The organism is Paenibacillus whitsoniae, assembly GCF_003955665.1.
Classification (GTDB): Bacteria; Bacillota; Bacilli; order Paenibacillales; family NBRC-103111; genus Paenibacillus_E; species Paenibacillus_E whitsoniae.
In genome coordinates this window covers 25,954-46,737 of sequence record NZ_RXHU01000085.1, presented here as the reverse complement: position 1 = coordinate 46,737, position 20,784 = coordinate 25,954, and the positions used below count along the sequence as shown (strand labels likewise).

The 20,784-nt window shown below is 50.4% G+C and carries 9 protein-coding genes; all 9 read left to right on the top strand.

Going from position 1 to position 20,784, the window contains the following annotated elements; translation table 11 throughout:
- Positions 1-57 precede the first annotated feature (57 nt).
- A complete protein-coding gene (gene rpoC / locus EJQ19_RS25745) occupies positions 58-3,678 on the top strand; it encodes a DNA-directed RNA polymerase subunit beta' (protein ID WP_126144106.1) in 3,621 nt (1,206 codons plus the stop codon).
- Between the two features lie 179 nt (positions 3,679-3,857).
- Complete coding sequence (locus EJQ19_RS25740) at positions 3,858-4,109, top strand: ribosomal L7Ae/L30e/S12e/Gadd45 family protein (RefSeq protein ID WP_126144105.1); 252 nt, start codon at positions 3,858-3,860, stop codon at positions 4,107-4,109.
- A gap of 163 nt (positions 4,110-4,272) precedes the next feature.
- A complete protein-coding gene (gene rpsL, locus EJQ19_RS25735) occupies positions 4,273-4,692 on the top strand; it encodes a 30S ribosomal protein S12 (protein WP_126144104.1) in 420 nt (139 codons plus the stop codon).
- A 44-nt stretch (positions 4,693-4,736) separates the two neighbouring features.
- Complete coding sequence (rpsG, locus tag EJQ19_RS25730; protein WP_126144103.1) at positions 4,737-5,207, top strand: 30S ribosomal protein S7; 471 nt, start codon at positions 4,737-4,739, stop codon at positions 5,205-5,207.
- A 38-nt stretch (positions 5,208-5,245) separates the two neighbouring features.
- Positions 5,246-7,321, top strand: a complete 2,076-nt coding sequence (gene fusA, locus EJQ19_RS25725) for an elongation factor G (RefSeq protein WP_126144102.1) — start codon at positions 5,246-5,248, stop codon at positions 7,319-7,321.
- Between the two features lie 38 nt (positions 7,322-7,359).
- Complete coding sequence (gene tuf / locus EJQ19_RS25720) at positions 7,360-8,550, top strand: elongation factor Tu (protein WP_126144101.1); 1,191 nt, start codon at positions 7,360-7,362, stop codon at positions 8,548-8,550.
- 194 nt (positions 8,551-8,744) lie between these two features.
- Positions 8,745-9,098, top strand: a complete 354-nt coding sequence (locus EJQ19_RS25715) for a hypothetical protein (protein ID WP_126144100.1) — start codon at positions 8,745-8,747, stop codon at positions 9,096-9,098.
- A gap of 67 nt (positions 9,099-9,165) precedes the next feature.
- Positions 9,166-14,259, top strand: coding sequence for an Ig-like domain repeat protein (locus EJQ19_RS25710; RefSeq protein ID WP_126144099.1), 5,094 nt, complete (start codon positions 9,166-9,168; stop codon positions 14,257-14,259).
- A 76-nt stretch (positions 14,260-14,335) separates the two neighbouring features.
- Positions 14,336-20,704 carry an S-layer homology domain-containing protein gene (locus EJQ19_RS25705; protein ID WP_164716721.1) on the top strand — a complete coding sequence of 2,123 codons (6,369 nt, stop codon included), beginning with the start codon at positions 14,336-14,338 and terminating at the stop codon, positions 20,702-20,704.
- The last annotated feature ends 80 nt before the right edge of the window (positions 20,705-20,784 follow it).

Below are 20,784 nucleotides of genomic sequence, written 5' to 3'. Positions count from 1 at the left end.
TAGATCGAGAACGAAACACGGCAACGTGGTTTTAAATTCTTAAAGGAGGGTTGCTCCTTGATGGACGTTAACAACTTCGAGTTTATGAAAATCGGATTGGCATCACCCGATAAAATTCGCTCTTGGTCCCGTGGGGAAGTAAAGAAGCCGGAAACGATTAACTACAGAACCTTAAAACCTGAGAAAGAAGGTCTTTTCTGCGAAAAGATCTTCGGACCTACGAAAGATTGGGAATGTCATTGCGGTAAGTACAAACGCGTGCGCTATAAAGGTGTCGTTTGTGACCGTTGTGGCGTTGAAGTAACCCGTCAAAAGGTACGCCGTGAACGTATGGGGCACATTGAGCTTGCTGCCCCTGTGTCTCACATCTGGTACTTCAAAGGCATCCCGAGCCGTATGGGTCTCGCACTGGATATGTCTCCAAGATCGTTGGAAGAGATCATTTACTTTGCGTCCTACGTTGTCACGGATCCAGGCGACACGCCTTTGGAGAAGAAACAGCTCTTGTCGGAAAAGGAATACCGCAGCTACCGTGAGAAATACGGGTATGCGTTCCAAGCCGGCATGGGTGCGGAAGCTGTCAAAAAGCTTCTTGTTGACATCGACATTGAACGCGAAGTCGACACGCTGAAGGAAGAATTGAAAACTGCACAAGGTCAGCGCCGTAACCGTGCGATCAAGCGTTTGGAAGTAATGGAAGCATTCCGTAACTCCAAAAACTTGCCTAGCTGGATGGTACTTGACGTTCTGCCGGTCATTCCTCCTGAACTGCGTCCGATGGTACAGCTGGATGGTGGCCGTTTTGCAACGTCCGACTTGAACGATTTGTACCGCCGCGTGATCAACCGCAACAACCGTCTCAAAAGATTGCTCGATCTCGGCGCGCCGGACATTATCGTTCAAAATGAGAAGCGCATGCTGCAGGAAGCAGTCGATGCGCTGATCGATAACGGTCGCCGCGGCCGTCCAGTTACTGGACCAGGTAACCGTCCATTGAAATCCCTCTCGCACATGCTGAAAGGGAAACAAGGACGTTTCCGTCAAAACTTGCTCGGTAAACGGGTTGACTACTCCGGTCGTTCCGTTATCGTCGTAGGTCCTAACCTGAAGATGTACCAGTGCGGTCTTCCGAAGGAAATGGCACTTGAACTGTTCAAGCCTTTCGTCATGAAAGAGCTTGTGAATAAAGGTCTTGCCCACAACATCAAGAGTGCGAAACGTAAAGTTGAGCGCGTAAGCCCGGATGTATGGGATGTACTCGAAGAAGTCATCAAGGAGCATCCAGTTCTTCTGAACCGTGCCCCCACATTGCATAGACTTGGTATCCAGGCGTTCGAACCGATTCTGGTCGAGGGCCGCGCCATTAAGCTTCACCCGCTTGTATGTACAGCGTACAACGCTGACTTCGACGGTGACCAAATGGCGGTGCACGTACCGTTGTCATCCGAAGCGCAAGCGGAAGCACGTTTGCTGATGCTGGCGTCCGGTAACATTTTGAACCCGAAAGACGGTAAACCGGTTGTTACACCTTCCCAGGATATGGTTCTCGGAAGCTTCTATTTAACAACGGACAACAAATTTGCTAAAGGTGCAGGTTCCATTATTAGAACTGTACACGAAGCGGTTTCTTCCTACCAATCGGGTAAAATGGCTCTGCATGCACGCGTTGCGATCCCTGCAAGAGCGTTGAACAAAACGAGCTTCACAGAGAAACAACAAAACGCGATGCTGATTACGACGATTGGCAAAATCATTATGAACGAAATCTATCCTGCAGATTTCCCGTACATTAATGAGCCAACGAAAACGAATCTGTTGAATGGTATTCCGGACTCCCACTTTGTGTTTGAGAAAGGTGCCGATCTGCGCGCAATTATGGCGGAACGCCCTGAGAACAAAGCGGTAGGTAAAGAGTACCTCGGGTCGATCATTGCCGAGTGCTTCCGTAAATACCACACGACGCAAACGTCGATGATTTTGGATAAAATTAAAGAGCTTGGCTTCACGTATTCCACCAAAGCGGGGATTACAGTTGCGGTCGCAGACGTTGTCGTACCTACAGAGAAGGCTGGTATTCTCAAAGATTGCGAAGAGAAGGTCCGCGTCGTTACGAACCAATACCGCCGAGGTTTGATTACGGATGAAGAGCGTTATGACCGTGTCATTGCGATTTGGAGCAAAGCGAAGGACGAAATCACGGATATCCTGATGAAATCCCTCGATAAGTACAACTCCATTGCGATGATGGTGGAATCGAAAGCGCGGGGTAACAAATCGCAGATTACACAGCTAGGCGGTATGCGTGGTCTGATGGCGAACCCGTCCGGTAAGATTATGGAGCTCCCGATCAAATCGAACTTCCGCGAAGGCTTGACGATCTTGGAATACTTTATTTCCACGCACGGTGCGCGTAAAGGTCTTGCCGATACGGCGCTTCGTACAGCGGACTCCGGTTACTTGACACGTCGTCTCGTCGACGTTGCGCAGGACGTCATCGTGCGCGAAGACGATTGCGGTACGGATAAAGGCTTCATGGTTAGCAAAATTCAAGACGGTAAAGAGGTCATTGAAGATCTTTACGACCGTATTGAAGGACGCTACGCGTTTGAAACCGTTCGCCATCCGCAAACTGGCGAAGTTATCGTTAACCGTAACGAGCTGATCGAATCCGACATTGCGGATGCGATTATCTCTGCAGGCATTGAGCGTTTGCAAATTCGCTCTGTTCTTAGCTGCCGCACCAACCATGGCGTATGTAAAAAATGTTACGGCCGTAACTTGGCAACAGGTCAATTCGTTGAGATTGGTGAAGCGGTTGGTATTATCGCGGCACAATCCATCGGGGAGCCAGGAACCCAGCTTACGATGCGTACATTCCATACCGGGGGCGTTGCCGGTGACGATATTACGCAAGGTTTGCCGCGTATTCAAGAGCTCTTCGAGGCGCGTAATCCGAAAGGTCAAGCGATCATTTCCGAAATCGATGGCGTCGTGAAGGAAATCCGTGAGGCGAAGGATCGCCGCGAAATCGAAGTGCAAGGTGAAGCGGAATCCAAAGTATATGCCGTACCATATGGCTCTCGTGTTCGTGTTACCCTTAACCAACAGGTTGAGGCGGGCGACGAGTTGACAGACGGTTCCATCGATCCGAAAGAAATGCTCCGTATTAAAGGTATCCGCGGCGTGCAGAACTACATTCTGCAAGAAGTACAGCGCGTTTACCGTAACCAAGGGGTAGAAATTAACGATAAGCATATTGAAGTTATGGTACGTCAAATGTTGCGCAAAATCCGTATCGTCGATGCGGGTGACACGACATTGCTGCCAGGCTCCTTCGTTGATATTCATGAATATGAAGCAGCCAATAAGGTTGCTCTGTTCGCTGACGCTGAACCGGCGGTTGCTAGACCGATCCTTCTCGGGATTACGAAAGCATCCCTGGAGACAGATTCCTTCTTGTCCGCGGCATCGTTCCAAGAGACGACTCGTGTCTTGACTGACGCTGCGATCAAAGGTAAAGTCGATCAGTTGCTAGGTCTGAAAGAGAATGTTATCATCGGTAAATTGATCCCGGCAGGTACGGGCATGCCAAGATACCGCAACATTCGCATTACGAATCCGAACGAAGTTATCGAAACGGATGAAGGCGTAGAAAAAGAGACGGTTGCTGTCGAGTAATAACGCGGCGGAATCGCAAGAGACGGCCACAGATTGAGGTGTGCCGTCTCTCTTTTTTTAACTTTATGTAAATCTGAAAAATAGAAGCACTAGCGCCTTGACATGAGGTATACCAAAATGCTAATATATCGTAGTGTGCCTAAGTCATATTCTTTCCTTTCTTTGAAGGAGGTGCCTGAATGTCGTACGATATTGTCAAACAGGCGAAGAATGTTAAGGTAGGCACGAAGAAGGTAACGAAGATTGTCGAGCAAGGTAAGGCGCTCGCAGTCGTCGTATCGAGAGATGCAGATCCGCGATTGACGATAAATCTGGTGAACCTCTGCTCGCAGAAGGGAATACCTGTAACCTACGTAGATTCTATGAAGATGCTAGGTAAGGCATGTGGAATTGAAGTTGGAGCTGCGGTAGCAGCTGTTGTAAATGAATAAAAGCTTACGATGTTTTTGTTCGTGGAATTGGCGTTGGTGAATGCTGGTGATTTGCTCGGCCGTCCATAGCAAAGACTTTCTCTTTGCTCATTTATGACTCGCCTGGATCTGTGGGCTTGCAAAAAAGCACATTATGTTATGACTGTAGGGAGGAGGTAACGAAATGCCAACAATTAACCAATTAGTACGTAAAGGTCGCCAAGCTAAGGTGGATAAATCCAAATCCCCAGCTTTGCAAAAAGGGTTTAATGCTTTGAAAAGAGAGGCAACGGATTTGAGCGCTCCTCAAAAACGTGGTGTCTGCACGCGTGTAGGCACAATGACTCCAAAGAAGCCAAACTCCGCACTTCGTAAATATGCTCGTGTTCGTTTAACGAACCGTATTGAGGTGACTGCATACATTCCAGGTATCGGTCACAACCTGCAAGAGCATAGCGTTGTTATGATCCGTGGCGGAAGGGTAAAAGACCTTCCAGGGGTGCGTTATCATATCGTTCGCGGCGCGCTTGATACATCCGGTGTTAATAACCGTAAACAAGCTCGTTCCAAATACGGTACAAAACGTCCGAAGGTTAAAAAATAAGCTTTACCAAATACGAATGATTCTTGAAAGAAAGGGGGATAACTATGCCTCGTAAAGGTCCAGTTACTCGCAGAGACGTATTGCCAGATCCGATTTACAATAGCAAACTTGTTACTCGTCTGATCAATCGTATTATGATCGATGGAAAAAGAGGGGTAGCTCAGTCCATTCTATATAACGCTTTTAACCTGGTGAAAGATCGTACAGGAAAAGAGCCTATGGAAGTGTTCGAAGCTGCTATCAAAAACATCATGCCAGTTCTTGAAGTTAAAGCTCGCCGTGTAGGTGGCGCTAACTATCAAGTGCCAATCGAAGTAAAACCAGAGCGTCGTACGACTCTTGGTCTTCGTTGGTTGGTGAACTATTCCCGTCTTCGTGGTGAGAAGACGATGGAAGAAAGATTGGCTAATGAAATCATCGACGCTAGCAACAGCACAGGCGCTTCCGTTAAGAAACGTGAAGATACGCACAAAATGGCTGAAGCAAACAAAGCGTTTGCTCACTATCGTTGGTAGAATATTGATCGAATTAATGAAAGGAGAAATACCGACCTATGGCTAGAGAGTTCTCCTTAGCAAACACGCGTAATATCGGGATCATGGCTCACATTGATGCTGGTAAAACGACTACGACAGAGCGTATCTTGTTCTACACTGGTAAAGTTCACAAAATCGGTGAGGTCCACGAAGGTGGAGCTACGATGGACTGGATGGAGCAAGAGCAAGAGCGCGGAATTACGATTACTTCCGCCGCTACAACTGCGCAATGGAATGGTCACCGCATCAACATCATCGATACCCCGGGGCACGTTGACTTTACTGTAGAAGTAGAGCGCTCCCTGCGCGTGTTGGACGGAGCAGTAGGTGTATTTAGCGCGAAAGAGGGCGTTGAACCTCAATCCGAGACAGTTTGGAGACAAGCTGATAAATACCACGTTCCACGTATTGCTTATGTTAACAAAATGGATATCATCGGTGCAGACTTCCTGCAAGTTGTTCAATCCATGCGTGATAAACTAGGTGCAAATGCGGTTGCTATTCAACTTCCAATCGGTGCTGAGAGTGATTTCAAAGGCATCATTGACCTTGTTGAAGAAGTTGCCTACATGTACAAAGATGATCTTGGCAAGGACATTGAGAAAGTTGAAATTCCTGCTGAGTTCAAAGATAAAGTAGCTGAACTGCGTCTTGAGCTTGTAGAGAAAGTTGCTGAGCTTGATGAAGAGCTTACAATGAAATATCTCGAAGGCGAAGAACTGACGGTCCCTGAAATCAAAGCAGCACTTCGTAAAGGTGTCTGTGAGGTTAAGATCTTCCCAGTAATCGCAGGTTCCTCTTATCGTAACAAAGGTGTTCAATTGATGCTGGACGCGGTAATTGATTACCTGCCTGCTCCAATTGACGTACCTGATATCAAAGGTGTACTTGACGATGGAACTGAAGTGACTCGTAAATCCGCTGACGACCAACCGTTCTCAGCGCTTGCGTTCAAAATCATGACAGATCCTTTCGTTGGTCGTCTAACATTCTTCCGCGTATACTCGGGCGTTCTGAACTCCGGTTCCTATGTCGTCAATGCGACAAAAGGCAAACGTGAGCGCGTTGGTCGTATCCTGCAAATGCATGCGAACAGCCGTCAAGAGATCAGCATCGTATACTCCGGTGACATCGCGGCTGCCGTTGGTCTGAAAGATACAACGACAGGGGATACGCTTTGTGATGAGAAGAACCCAGTTATCCTTGAGTCCATGAACTTCCCTGAACCGGTTATCCAGCTTGCTGTTGAGCCGAAGACGAAAGCGGACCAAGATAAAATGGGTATCGCATTGCAAAAGCTTGCCGAAGAAGATCCGACGTTCCGTGCTTCGACTGATGAAGAAACAGGCCAAACGATCATCGCAGGTATGGGTGAGCTTCACCTTGAAATCCTCGTTGACCGTATGCTTCGTGAATTCAAAGTTGAAACGAACGTAGGTAAACCGCAAGTTGCTTACCGTGAAACTTTCCGTGCAGCTGCTAAAGTTGAAGGTAAATTCGTTCGTCAATCCGGTGGCCGTGGTCAATACGGACATTGTTGGGTTGAGTTCGAACCTCAAGAAGCAGGCGCTGGCTTCACGTTCGAAAGCAAAATCGTGGGCGGTTCGATTCCAAGAGAATACATCGCTCCAATCCAAGCTGGTATCGAAGAGTCGATGAAGAACGGGGTTCTTGCAGGATTCCCTCTCGTTGACATCAAAGCGACAGTTGTCGATGGTTCCTACCACGATGTTGACTCCAACGAAATGGCGTTCAAAATCGCAGGTTCCATGGCGCTTAAAGCAGCTAAGGAAAAATGTAAGCCGGTTCTTCTTGAGCCAATCATGAAGGTTGAAGTTACTGTACCTGAAGAGTACATGGGCGACGTTATGGGTGACCTTAACTCCCGTCGTGGACGCATCGAAGGTATGGACAACCGTCATGGAGCACAAATCATCCGTGCTAAAGTGCCTTTGTCCGAAATGTTTGGTTACTCCACAACACTTCGTTCGAGAACACAAGGCCGTGGTGTTTACTCGATGGAAATCTCTCATTATGAAGAAGTTCCTAAGTCGATTGCAGAAGAAATTATTGCAAAAGGCAAAGGCGCTTAATATAAACTAATAGTCACTCTAAGGAGGAATCGTTTAAAATGGCAAAGGCTAAATTTGAACGTAATAAACCGCATGTTAACATCGGTACTATCGGTCACGTTGACCACGGTAAAACAACTTTGACTGCTGCGATCACAACAGTATTGTCCAAACGTTATGGCGGTGCTGCAGTAGCATTCGACCAAATCGATAAAGCTCCAGAAGAGCGCGAGCGCGGTATCACAATCTCCACAGCTCACGTTGAGTATGAAACTCCTAACCGTCACTACGCACACGTAGACTGCCCAGGACATGCTGACTATGTTAAAAACATGATCACTGGTGCTGCTCAAATGGACGGAGCGATCCTGGTTGTATCCGCAGCTGACGGCCCTATGCCGCAAACTCGTGAGCACATCCTGTTGTCCCGTCAAGTAGGCGTACCTTACATCGTCGTATTCTTGAACAAATGCGACATGGTTGAAGATGACGAGTTGCTTGAACTGGTTGAGATGGAAGTTCGCGACCTTCTTAACGAATACGAATTCCCAGGCGATGACACGCCAATCATCCGTGGTGCAGCTCGTGAAGCTCTGCAAAACCCAGATGGTCCTTGGGCTGACAAAATCGTTGAGTTGTTCGAACAAGTTGACACTTACATCCCAACTCCAGAGCGTCAAACTGACAAGCCTTTCCTTATGCCTGTCGAGGACGTATTCTCCATCACTGGTCGTGGTACAGTTGCTACAGGCCGTGTAGAGCGTGGTACTGTTAAAGTACAAGACGAAGTTGAAATCGTTGGTATCGCGGAAGAAACTCGTAAATGCGTCGTAACAGGCGTAGAGATGTTCCGTAAATTGCTTGACTCCGCTCAAGCAGGCGACAACATCGGTGCTTTGCTTCGTGGTGTTGACCGTAAAGACATCGAGCGTGGACAAGTTTTGGCGAAACCAGGTTCCGTTAAACCACACACGAACTTTACAGCTCAAATCTACGTTCTGACTAAAGAAGAGGGTGGCCGTCATAAGCCTTTCTTCTCCGGTTACCGTCCACAATTCTATTTCCGTACAACTGACGTAACGGGCATCATCGCTCTTCCAGAAGGTACTGAAATGGTTATGCCTGGCGATAACATCACAGTTACAGTTGAGCTTATCGCTCCAATCGCGATCGAAGAAGGTACTCGTTTCGCGATCCGTGAAGGCGGACGTACTGTTGGTGCGGGCGCGGTTGCTACAATCCAAAAATAATCTCTCTTTGGAGAGATATGGAAACACCCATCGAGGAATCGATGGGTGTTTTTTTGCGTTTTAACGAATGTGCGCATGAAAGTTGCCCCTAATCTTGAAATTCACGCATTGTCGAAAGGTAGGGGCTCGCCTAAAACGGCTCTTGTAAGCGCTTAAATTGCGCTTAACAACAACTATTCAAGGAGGAGAATAATTTGAAAAAGATCAAGCAATGGCTGGTAGGGATATTGACTTTCATTCTAATTCTGTCTGGCGCGACGTACGCGGCACAGCAGAAAGCACATGCAGCAACATTGTCAACCTATGCCCTGCCATCGATCTATTCGGCCTCAACGGTATACGCAGGGCACGAATTTGCGTCCGAATCCGACGGATGCGAATCGGTATCGGATGGCTTTTGCGGAGATGGAGGTTTATTAAAACCAAATTCAGCCTTTCTACTGTGCGATCAGGCGCAGTGGGAAGGCTTTTTATGCGTTTTGGGGCAAATATACCCCATTTGGGGTATGGTGCGAAAGTACCACCGGGCGGTATTTTTATATGTGTAATCGAAGATAAAGTCGCATAATGTCGTTATTTTTTACATAGTCAAAGTCATTTCTTGAAGGAGGAGCTATGAGAAAATTAGCTTCGTTTCTGGTTGCTCTAATGCTCTTTATGGGGATCAGCCAACCGGCACAGGCGGATATTATTATCGCCTTCAAAGAACTCGTTCCGACACCGCCGGTAAACCAGCCGATCAATGTCCAAGTCTTACCCATGCGGCTTGATCCTAACACCGGTCGAAATTTCGTGAAGGAGGACGATCTGCTTTGGGTAAATGTGCAATTTGAGGGCTCAGGAGCGGCATGTCAAAGGGACAGCATCGTGTATGCGGAATCGGTGGGGCAGACGACAAGTCCGATTAACTTGACCATCCCGGCATCCGGATCTCAGATCACAGGGTATCCCGCTATGTTTTCCTATAAAGTGAAGGCTTCGGACCCTTCAGGTCGGTTATTGATGAAACAGGGACCTGAGCTATGCTATTCAGGCAAAACACAGAACGTATGGCACAGCTCGAGTAATTACCATGCAAGTTTTACGGATTCAACGTGGTTGGACAACGTCAGTTACTTTAAAAGCTTGTTCACGCAGGAAGTTTACATCGATACGAGCGCCCCTGTGATCACATTCAGTCAGAGCGCGAACACCAATTTTAAAGATAGCCATGGTGTCACGATCAACGTAACGGATCTACCTGTCTTGGATAATAACGTATCTCAATATTACGCCTGGACGACCAATGCTGCACCTCCGGCTGCCGCAGATATCAAAACGGCCTTCACCAGCGGGGCGGTTATTCCGGATCCGGTAGAGAACGGAACCTTTTATCTCCATGCACGGGCGGTAGACTGGGTGGGACATGAGACGATCTCGACGGCAGGCCCTTTTAATTACGATCATATTGCTCCGAAGATTACCTTCGGTCCCTATACAGGAGCAATCATTAAGCAAAGCCATGGTATTACCGTAACAGCTACGGACGAGCCTACGAACACGAATGTGCGGCTGTACTACACATGGACACAAAGTATCTCGCAGCCGTCGCCAGATGCAATTACCACCGAAATGATGAACGGCGCTCCTGCTCTAGACCCCACGGGTACGGGGGTGTTCTTTCTTCATGTAAAAGCGGTGGATGGTGCAGGCAACGTGACGGTCGCTTCGTCAGGTCAAGTATTCTATGACCATCAAGGGCCCGCAGTGACGATTACACCAAATTCAGGAGCAGCCAGTACAAGTCGGAGTATAGCTTACATCATCACGGATACTTTCGCGGGGTTTAAGCAAATGAGCTATGAATGGCTCAAAGACGGGGCTTCTTACTCAACAGGGACCACTAGCTCTAGCAGCGGCAGCTTGAATGTGCCGAATAGCCTTGAGGGGAATTATCGGTTAAAAGTGACGGCGACGGACAATGCCGGTAATGCCACAATCGTTACGACGCAAGATTATGTCATCGATAAGTCGCCGCCAGTCGTGACGTTCTCGTCCCAAGGGAATGCAGCGCCGGCGGGCGCACGGCAGGTAAACGTAAGCTTGACGGATGCCCAGGGGACGCTTGGCGAAGCGAGCTATCTGTGGACGAACAGTTCGACGACACCTGCCGCGAATGCGGGGTGGACGGTCTTCTACACAGGTGGAACTACGGCAACATACAGCAAACAGATAGGGTCGCCGACGGGGGCTAACGGTACGATGTTCCTCCATATCAAAGCAGCGGATAAGGCGGGGAATATCGGTTATACCAGCACGACGCAAGGCTTTGTGCTCGATAACACGAAGCCGGTGCTCTCCTTCACGACGCCAAGCACGTCGAAATATGTGAGCTCACTCGAGACGAGCTTAAATATAACCGATAATATCACGAACTCATTAGCGAATTTTGTGATCAAATACGTCGTGACGCAGCAGAAGACGACCCCTGCCGATGGGGCTGCTTGGAGCTCGTCCACCAACGGGACATTTTCGTTATCGGGATTAAACGGCGAGTACTACATTTATACGAAGGTTTCGGATCAGGCAGGAAACCAGCAGACGCTGACAGGTGGCCCTTATTACATGGATAGCACGCCGCCTACGGGCAGTCTAACCGTGAAAACGAAGCAGGTGAAAACCAATTCGGTCGAGGTAGGTCTGACGGCTGCGGATGAACACGGTCCGCTGGATATGCGATTATCGGTGAATGGCGGGTCGACTTGGGGGAGCTGGGAGCCTTATGCGGATACCAAGACCGTCACGATAGCAGGGACAGAAGGCACACAGACCATTGCCGTTCAATTTCGGGATGCAGCTGGAAACATGAGTGTGATTTACAAAGATACAGCGATCTACGATGTAACGAAGCCAGCACTAGTGAAGATTACATACTCTACGACAGCGAACACCAATCAGCCGGTTAAAGCAACGTTAAGTGCGACAGATAATTACACGGCTGCGGGGGATATTGTAGTTTCGGGCTTGAACGGTTTTACCTATGAGTTTCAAACGAATGGCACGTATACGTTCGTCTTCCGCGATAAGGCGGGCAATGAGAATACCGCAACGGCCACGGTGACTTGGATTGATAAAACGAAGCCTGCCATCACGTTAAGTGTTGATGGTTCTACCACGAAGCAGAAAGCGGTCAGCACCGTCATCTCCGCAACCGATAATGTGACAGCTTCGGATCAGCTCACCTATGCTTATGCGTGGTCTACGTCTGCGACGACCGCTCCTGCGACATGGCAGACGCTTCCCGCTGATCATAAAGCTAGTCTGAGCGGAACGGACGGCATCTGGTACCTCTGGGCCAAAGTCACGGATCAAGCGGGCAACACCGCGACTCGCGTCAGCGGATTGTTCCAGCTCGATAATACGAGCCCGGTAGGGATGATTACTTACAGTCCAGCCGGCCGAACGGCGAATAACGTAACGGCTACGTTAACAACGAATGAGCAGGTTAGGATCACTCAGCCGGCCTCAGGGGCTAAGGAATTCATTTTTACGGATAATGGAACCTTTGAATTTAGATTTGAGGATCTTGCAGGGAATGTCGGGACGGCCACTGCAGTCGTGAACAACATTGACCGCAGCCTGCCTTCTGCGCAGGTGACGATATCTCCTACGGATTGGACGAAGGGGCCTGTGCAAGTCACGGTCGACACAGGGGGCAACACGGAGCTCACTTTGAGTGATTTTGTTGTGCCGGAGGACGCGGTGTCGATGGAGTCGACTGTAAGCAAAGCGGTCTACACCTTTGCTACGAATGGGACGATTCGGTATAGGGTGACAAACCAGACTACGGGGATTATGAGTGAAGACGAGGTTGACGTGCGTAATATCGACCTTGTTCCGCCTACTGGAGAGCTCATCTATAGCGAGGCGCGCCCGACGAATCAGGATGTAACAGTGACCCTAGTGACTTACGATGAGAATCATGAAGCCGTCACGATTGTGAATAATGGCGGAAGCGACACGTACACGTTCACGAAGAACGGCACTTTTACCTTCGTGTTTGCAGACCAGGCGGGCAATCTCTCACAGATGACGGCGACGGTGTCGAATATCGTGAAGCAGCTGCCGCAAGCCGTGATCACGTATAGTGAGACGGGCTGGACGAAGCAGGACGTGCAAGCGACGCTGGCGTTTCCTGGAGCCGTCTTGCCAATGACTATCCTCAATAACGAGGGAAGCGCAAAAGTGACGTTTACCCAGAATGGCACATTCACTTTCTACTACCGGGATGAGGCCGGGAATGAAGGCGAAGCCATGGCGCAAGTCACCAACATCGACCGTGAGCCGCCGAAAGCGGTCATCACCTATAATGTAACTGGCTGGACGAATCAAAATGTGGTGGCGACTATAGTCGCTGTGGATAACTCGGGCGTCGCACCCGTCATCGTCAACAATCAAGGAAACCCTACCTATACGTTTACGGATAACGGTGAGTTCACCTTTGTGTTTCGAGATGAGGCGGGAAATCAGCAGGAGCTGCGCGCTTATGTGGACCGCATCGATAAGCAGAAGCCGGTTGCGACCATCCGATATTCAACATCGGTGCCGACAAATGCGGATGTTCGTGCCAGCGTGGATGCGAACGAAGCGATTACCGTGCTCGGGAATAACGGGAACAGCTTTTATGATTTTACGGTCAATGGCAGCTATACGTTTGTCGTCGCAGATCGGGCAGGCAATCAGTCAACGGTGACAGCGACGGTAGCGAATATTGATCGAACACCGCCCTCGCTCCACCTTACCTACAGCACAACAGCTCCGACTAAAGACGCGGTGTACGTGACGGTGGGAGCGAATGAAGAGATTCAAGTGCTGAACAATAACCGCGCGAAGCAGATGGTGTTTAGAGATAACGGCACATTTACGTTCCTTGTGCAGGACTTGGCTGGCAATCGAGCCGAAGCAGTTGCGACGGTAACGAACATTTCGCTGCCGAACGCGAAGGTAACCTATAGCTACAGCGAAACCGGACCTACGCGCAATGATGTTACAGTCACCTTGAACGCCGAACAACCTCTGACGTATGCAGGTATTAGCGGGAATAAAGTGACTTTTACGGAGAATGGTACCCGGTGGATTGAGGCGACTGATGCGGTAAGCAATAAATATGTTTTCCGTGTTGATGTTACGAACATCGATCGCACGGCGCCAAGCATCCGCTTCCTGGATGGCGATCAGCTATTGCTTCCGGTAGGCTCGCCGACTGGCGATCTCAAGCAGTATGTAGAGGCGGTCGATAATCTGGACGGCAACGTGAAGGATAAGCTCAGCGTCACGCATACGATCCAGAACCAAGTGCCGGGCGAGTACAAAGTGACGTACAGTGTGAAAGACCGAGCTGGCAATGAAGCGGTCGTCGTGCGGAAAGCGATCGTCATTGCTCCGACCGAGTTCACGGTGTATGTGAACGGCAATTCGGTTCAGAACGGCGATGTTGTGGTGTACGGTCAAGCGATCAAGCTGTCCCTCTTCGGTCAGCAGGGGGATACGCAAGTGCAATGGTCACGTGGCAGCAAGGCGAAGGGCGATTTCAAGACATTCCAAGCGGCTGTCACGAACGGAATGCTGGAAATCAAGGACTACGGCTTGTATACCTTCTATGTGCAAGATCAAGAACGTCAGACGAAATTGATTCATGTTTATATTTTGCCTGCGAAAACGACGGACTAGCATGGCTGAATCTAGGAGAAGCATCGCCATTCGCTGGATGGTGGATGCTTTTCCAATTTTGAAAGGTAGGTGTCCTATGAAGGTTCGCGCTGTTCCTTTGTGGAAGAAGCTTGTCCTAATGGGCTGCTCGCTGGTGTTGTGCTTGCCGATTGGCGGTGAGCTGGCGCTTGCGGTAGGATCGGAATTGCAGCCAGTCAAGCTGTCGAATGATTTTATGGATGTGAGTGTGAATAAGCAGAACGGCCGGTTCAGTGTCAAAACCAAGCTGGGCGCCCCATTAAAAACCGGGGATGACAACAAATCGCTCCTGTTCCAGGATAAGCTGCCGGATACGTCCTTTACAACGTTTCGGATTAATGGGAAAGATTATATCTATGGTAATGGCTATGGCTATTTGGGCTCCAACGGTTACTTTACCTACTCTCCGGAGACGCAGGGGACGATCAACCAATCGGTGTGGCATGTGGATGGCCTGGAGATTACACAAACTCTTACGCTCGTAGATGATCCGACCAACCCGAACGCGGGGAATATGAAAGTATCCTATAAGGTTATTAATAAGTCGGCGCAGACGCAGCAAGTGGGGTCGCGGATTTTGCTCGATACGATGCTAGGGCCTGAGGATGCGGCTCCGATCTCGATGGCGAATGGAAATAGCTATATCCGGACGGAGACCAAGTTGGAAGGGCCTCTGCCGTATTATTGGCGGGCGACGGACAATCCGCTGAATCCGAAAGTTTTATCTTACGGCTTTCTTCAAGGGTGGGGGAATACCTCGCCGAATTGGATGATTATCGCGCATTGGAACGGAATCTCCGAAACCAAATGGGATTACACGGTGAATCCTGGGCTTGATTTTACCAATAAGCAAAATCAATACGGCACAGCGGACAGTGCGGTTGCGATGTACTGGGATCCGACGGCGTTGGCGCCTGGGCAAGAAACCGTCTATGAGACGTATTATGGGTTGGGCAGCTTCTTTACTTCGGAAAAAGAGGCTTCGTACGGCGTCCAGATTGGAGCGCCGAAGCAGCTGAGCCTGAACAGCAGTCGAACGGGGTATAACGAGGATACGTTTGAAATCCGTGTCGATATCGACAATACCCTGGACCGTTCGGTGGACCAAACAGATGTTCAAGCCGTGCTGGGCTTACCTGCTGACCTGGAGCTGGTGGCGGAGGAGCGGGCGACCAAGGCAGTCGGTTCGATGCCGGCTGGACAGACAAGAACGGTGGCGTGGAAGGTAAAGCCGAAGCCGCAGAAAAGCTATAAGGCCGCGCAGTACCAGGTGATTGTCAAAGCCGCGGGAGGCGCTGAGAATGTGCAGGCTTCTTATGTCGTTTTGCCGGCGCTATCTGGGCAATTACCGCAGATCCAATTGCTTGAAGCGCTCCCGAAGAATTTGTATACGAAGGACACGAATCCTTCTGTTGTGCTTCAGGGTAAAGGCTTTGAGGTGCTAAAGGGAGCGGCGGATTGGCAGATTCAAGTGATTCGCGAGCGTGATGGTAAAGCGGTGGCGGTACCTAGCGCCGACGTGAACGTCGTCGATGATAAACAAATTAGCCTGCAATTGAGTCCAGGGATCTGGACTACGCTTGCGGAGGAGCCAGGCACGTACAAGGTGCGGATTCTAGGCGGAGCCCGGGGCAACTTCGAGCAGAAGATTCAGCTGACGAACGATGCGAAATACAAAACGCGCGATTATGGGCTGCTGCTGGTCGTAGGCGAGCAGATGAGCAGTGGTGGGGATGAGACGTACAAGCTGGTCCCTGTGGAAAATGAAACGAAGCTAGCTGAGCTGAAGCGTCAGTATGCGAGCAGTGACAAGGAATTGCTGCTGGAGTTCCGAGGGCCGATTCGTTCGCTTTCCGGCGATAACACGTACTTTGAGATGGGCCCGGGCACGACGATCAACTCGGTAATTCGCCATGATACCTCGAAGGAATTGAGCAATATTTTCGGGGCGAGTACGCAAAAGATGGTGATCCGCAAAGCAGAGCAGGATCTATCGCATGAAGGGGATTATATTGAACTGAAGGGGAATGGGGTTCTAACCATCCCAGGATTTCCTTTCTCGTTCGGCCCTTTCCAAATTGAAATGGTCGATGGCACCCATTACGCCTTGGAAGCGGATGAAGATGCGGGTGACGCGCCGATTGAAATTCAGTGGGAAGTGTTAAAAGGCCTTTCGATCGTTCAGCATATGTCCTTCTTCCAAGTGGAAATTAAGAATGCCGTGATCGGGAATGAGAGTGTTTCCTTTGGCGGTTCGGTCTCTTTGAACTTCAATCCCGGTCAGAAGAAGGAGAAAGAGGGCGAGGACAACGGCAATAACAATGGGCAACCGCCGCCCTCGAATAACGGCGGGCAAGCCGGCGATGATTCCGAACGGGATCAGAGCGACGATAACCTGCAGCTAGGGATCGCGGTGGACGAAGCGAGATTCGGTATGCGGCAGGAGACGAGCATGTTCGGCAAGGCAGGCACGTTTGGCTTCATTGGCTTGCGGGCCGAAGGAGAAGCGGGATTGCCGGAAGGCATGATACCCGGTCTCGATTTCGGCGCTAGCGGCCGCGTGGCCCTGGATACCTTTGATAAAAAGTTCGAAATCGAAGGCCACGTTCAATTCCAGGTTGTTGAAGTGGACGGGCTGTTAACGCTTCGTTTTACCGATATTGGAGTCCCGATTCCGGATAACTTCGTCTTTGTTGTCGGCGGGGAACCAGGCATTCCGCTTATTCCGATTGCGCCGGTGGCGTATATCACGAAAGGCGGAGGCGGCTTCCGCAATTTATATGACTCGCTGATGGGGAACTTCAATATCTTGCCGCCGCTGAAGCTGCTCATTGTCGGTGGGCTGAGTGTTGCCAAGGTCGTGACCGCAGACAACGTGACTTTGGGGCTTTCGGCACGGGGGATCGAGTTTTCGGGTGAATTTGAAATTGTGAAGTTTCCGATTCTCAAAGAAGTCTATGGCAGTATTGATTTCCAGGATTCGTTATCCAACTTCGGTGTCGAGCTGAAGGCGGGGGCGAGGCTGGAGGTATTCGACGCCATCATCGGAGAAGTGCACGTCGTATTTGGCTACGATTCGTCACGCCACGGTTTGCTTGGTCCCGTTTATTTGGCCGGCGGCGGGGAGCTGACGCTAAGAATTCCGCGAGCCGTTCCAATTCTGGGAGGCAAAGAGATTGCACACGCCTCGGGCGAAATCTCCTCCGAGAAGGTGTGGGGCAAAGTTCGTATTATCGGCATTCCGTTTGGTTATCAGTATGTGTGGGGCAATAAGCTGCCGAAACTCGCATCGGTTCGAATGTCGGCGGATATGCTGCCTGAACCGGAAGGCTTGTCGGAGCAGCATTTTATTGATGACGCAGGGCAGGCCTCCTCCTTGACGTTCGGTACGAATATCAAACGGGTGACAAGCTCTTCGCTTCAAGCGGCGGAGCTGAAATCGGAGCGGGTGAGCATCCTTTCCGCTTCACAGACTTATCCCATTCCGGTATCGGCTGATCAAGAAATCGCACTTTTCGATCTTACCTATACAGGCGATACGCTGCCGAATCTGCAAGTGAAGGCACCGGATGGCACAGACTATCCGCTTATTCTGGACAGTAACTATATGACGCAAGAAATTCCGTCCGAGGACTCGCAATCCGGCTTGCCGGAGAAGCATGTGTATATTTCGGTGCCAAAACCGCAAGGCGGCAGCATCGCGGGGAATTGGCAGGTAATCTCCGATCAGCCACTTTCCTGGGCACTGATGGATGTAACGGTACCTGCGTCTCTGACGGACCTTCAGGCGATTAACGCGGCGGATGCGAATAGCGTTCATGTGAGCTGGGAAGGCGATCATGTATCGGATGAAAAGGTATCGTTATTTCTGAGTTCGAACAACACGGATGATCCTGGGCGTTTACTGATGAAAGATGTACCGGCAGCAAACGGGCAAGCAGATGTGACGCTTCCTGAGATGACAGCAAGCGGCGAGTACTACATCAAGGCGGTTCTCTCCCGTGAGGATACGAATATGGATAGCCGGTATAGCACCGCTTCGATTCATTATGTTAATCACGATCAGCCCGACAGGCCATCGAACGTACGTTTGGTACCTGCGGGAAATGGATTCCTGCAAGTAAATTGGGAAACGCCTCAGGCAGTTGACGGCTACACGCTGCAGCTGCTCGATGAACAGGGGGGGCCGATTCCAGGGCTAGGCACAATCGATCTGGCGGGGGATAAGCTGACAAGTACCGTAGGCGGCATGATTCAGGATGCTTCTGGCGCAAAAGCTGGACTTGTTCCGGGTGCCTCTTATAAGGTTTCCATAGGCTCTTATAAGCAGGTAAACGGCGGAAAAGTGTACAGTGCGCCGACCATATCCGCTCCGGTGTATGTTCCGGTGCCTGCGCCGGCCTCGATTGAACTGACGCCGCTGCAATTGAATCATCAACCGATAACGAATCGATTTGGTGATGCTTCGCAGGAAACGTATGTAACGAAAGAGTCTTCGTTCTCCTTAGCTTTCCACGCGGACCAAGCGGTATCCACCGTCCTGCGCGTGAATGACAAAGAGATCGGCACACTTGAGGGCAGCGACTGGCAGCGGGAGATAGAGCTGCAAGAGGGGACTAATCAAATTGCCCTGTTCTCGAAGAATCAAGCTGGAGATACGACGCAGAGCGGTATACGCATCATGGCGGATACGGTACCGCCCGATCTCAAGGTTGAGCGTCTTGGTGCCGTTTCCGTGAATGGAACTGTCATGGTGAAGGGAGCGGCAGAACCTGGCAGCCGTCTTACGATTGAGGGACAGCCTATTGCTGTTGAAGCGGATGGCAGCTTTGAGCATGCGCTGCCACTAGACGGGAAGCTCATGAAAACAGTTGTGGTCACCGCGACAGATGACGCGGGTAATCAGACCATGTACGAGACCGAAATGGGGAATACCGAATTGGATGGGCTCGTGAGTGTTGAGATCAGCGCGGCGGCATCAGGTGATCCGGGTGCTTTGGCTGCCGCGGACCCGGAAACGGAGTTGAACTTGGCAGCGGGTAGTAAGCAAGTGCTGGAGCTTGTGGCAACGGATGCAAAAGGCGTCAAGACCTTGGTTAATCCGGAACTGGTGAAATGGGAGATCCTCCACGGTGATACGCAAGGTTCCGTTTCGGATAACGGGGAGCTCTCCGCCAATTATGAAGGCGACATCGTGGTGAAGGCTTCTTACAGCGTGTCGGAAGATTACGCTTTTGAAGATACGCTGATCGTCAAGGTGACGGGAGATCCGCCGAATCAACCGGATACTAGCTATGAGGACTGGTATGTGCCGCCTCCGGTGACGGACAATCAGGAGTCTTCACCAAGTCTGAGTGCTACCGATCGAGATGCGCTTATCGATCATACCTTGCTGAATCTGCTCAAACAATTGATCGAGCGCGAGCAAGGTGCTAAATATGTTGGCTCCGTCACAGTAAAGCCGAATCATGAAACGATATTACCGATCGGTAACCGTGCCGCTCTGCGCATTCCTGCGCAAGATCTGCCGAGGGAGGCCAATATTGCGGCTGGTGTCATGACGGATCCGAATGCCTTCGAATCGAACGGCATTCAGGTGATTGGCGATCTGTACGAGCTGAAATGGGACAATCCCCTCACCTTAGGGCAGCCAGCCGAACTGACCATTCGCTTTAACCTGGAGGAAATCCCTGATCCTAATCGCGCGGCAATTTACTGGTATAATGAAGTCGCGCATCGTTGGGAATACATCGGAGGGACGTTCAACCCTGTTGCAGGTACGATGACGGCTGCCCTACCGCATTTTAGCAAATATGCACTACTCGTCAATACGGCGCTGCCTGATTTCGAAGACATGCACAGCCGCTGGTCAAAGGATTACGTGTATCAGCTAGCATCTCTAGGGGCGATCAACGGTTCGGAGCGGGAAGGAATTCCGGTCTTTGAGCCGGAGCGCTTGATTACCCGCCAAGAGTTTGCCAAGATCGCAGTAGGTGCCCGAGAAGGGGGCCCAGCTAGTGATGCTGCAGAGGGAGCGGGGATGCTCGAGCGCTTTGCCGACCACAACACGGTCAGCTTATGGGCTGAACCATATATCGTATCGGCACTGGCGAAGCAATGGCTGGGGGGTTCCTCGCAAGCCGATGGCTTGTATCTTCAGCCAGCAGCCGCCATTACGCGTGCTGAAGCCATGGCCATAATCGGTCGGATGCTAGCATCGTCGCCTGGTACTATTTCAGCAGCTGTTGATGTTAACTTCAAGGATGCCGCGACGATCCCAGACTGGGCGATGGCCTATGTGCCGCGGCTCACTCAAAGCGGAATCCTAAGCGGATATCCGGATGGCACGCTCCGCCCGGATGCTTACATTACGCGTGAAGAGGCAGCAGCCATGATTAGCCGTATGCTAACGGTGTTATCACACTAATCGTGAATAAGCCTTATCTTTGGTGTTATACCGGGATAAGGCTTATTTGTTATATTATGAAACGTTGAAATTAAGCGAGA

Excerpts from the sequence above, each read along its gene's own strand:
- EJQ19_RS25740 (WP_126144105.1), top strand. The coding sequence starts at position 3,858 with ATGTCGTACGATATTGTCAAACAGGCGAAGAATGTTAAGGTAGGCACG.
- rpsL (WP_126144104.1), top strand. The coding sequence starts at position 4,273 with ATGCCAACAATTAACCAATTAGTACGTAAAGGTCGCCAAGCTAAGGTG.
- rpsG (WP_126144103.1), top strand. The coding sequence starts at position 4,737 with ATGCCTCGTAAAGGTCCAGTTACTCGCAGAGACGTATTGCCAGATCCG.
- fusA (WP_126144102.1), top strand. The coding sequence starts at position 5,246 with ATGGCTAGAGAGTTCTCCTTAGCAAACACGCGTAATATCGGGATCATG.
- tuf (WP_126144101.1), top strand. The coding sequence starts at position 7,360 with ATGGCAAAGGCTAAATTTGAACGTAATAAACCGCATGTTAACATCGGT.
- EJQ19_RS25710 (WP_126144099.1), top strand. The coding sequence starts at position 9,166 with ATGAGAAAATTAGCTTCGTTTCTGGTTGCTCTAATGCTCTTTATGGGG.
- EJQ19_RS25705 (WP_164716721.1), top strand. The coding sequence starts at position 14,336 with ATGAAGGTTCGCGCTGTTCCTTTGTGGAAGAAGCTTGTCCTAATGGGC.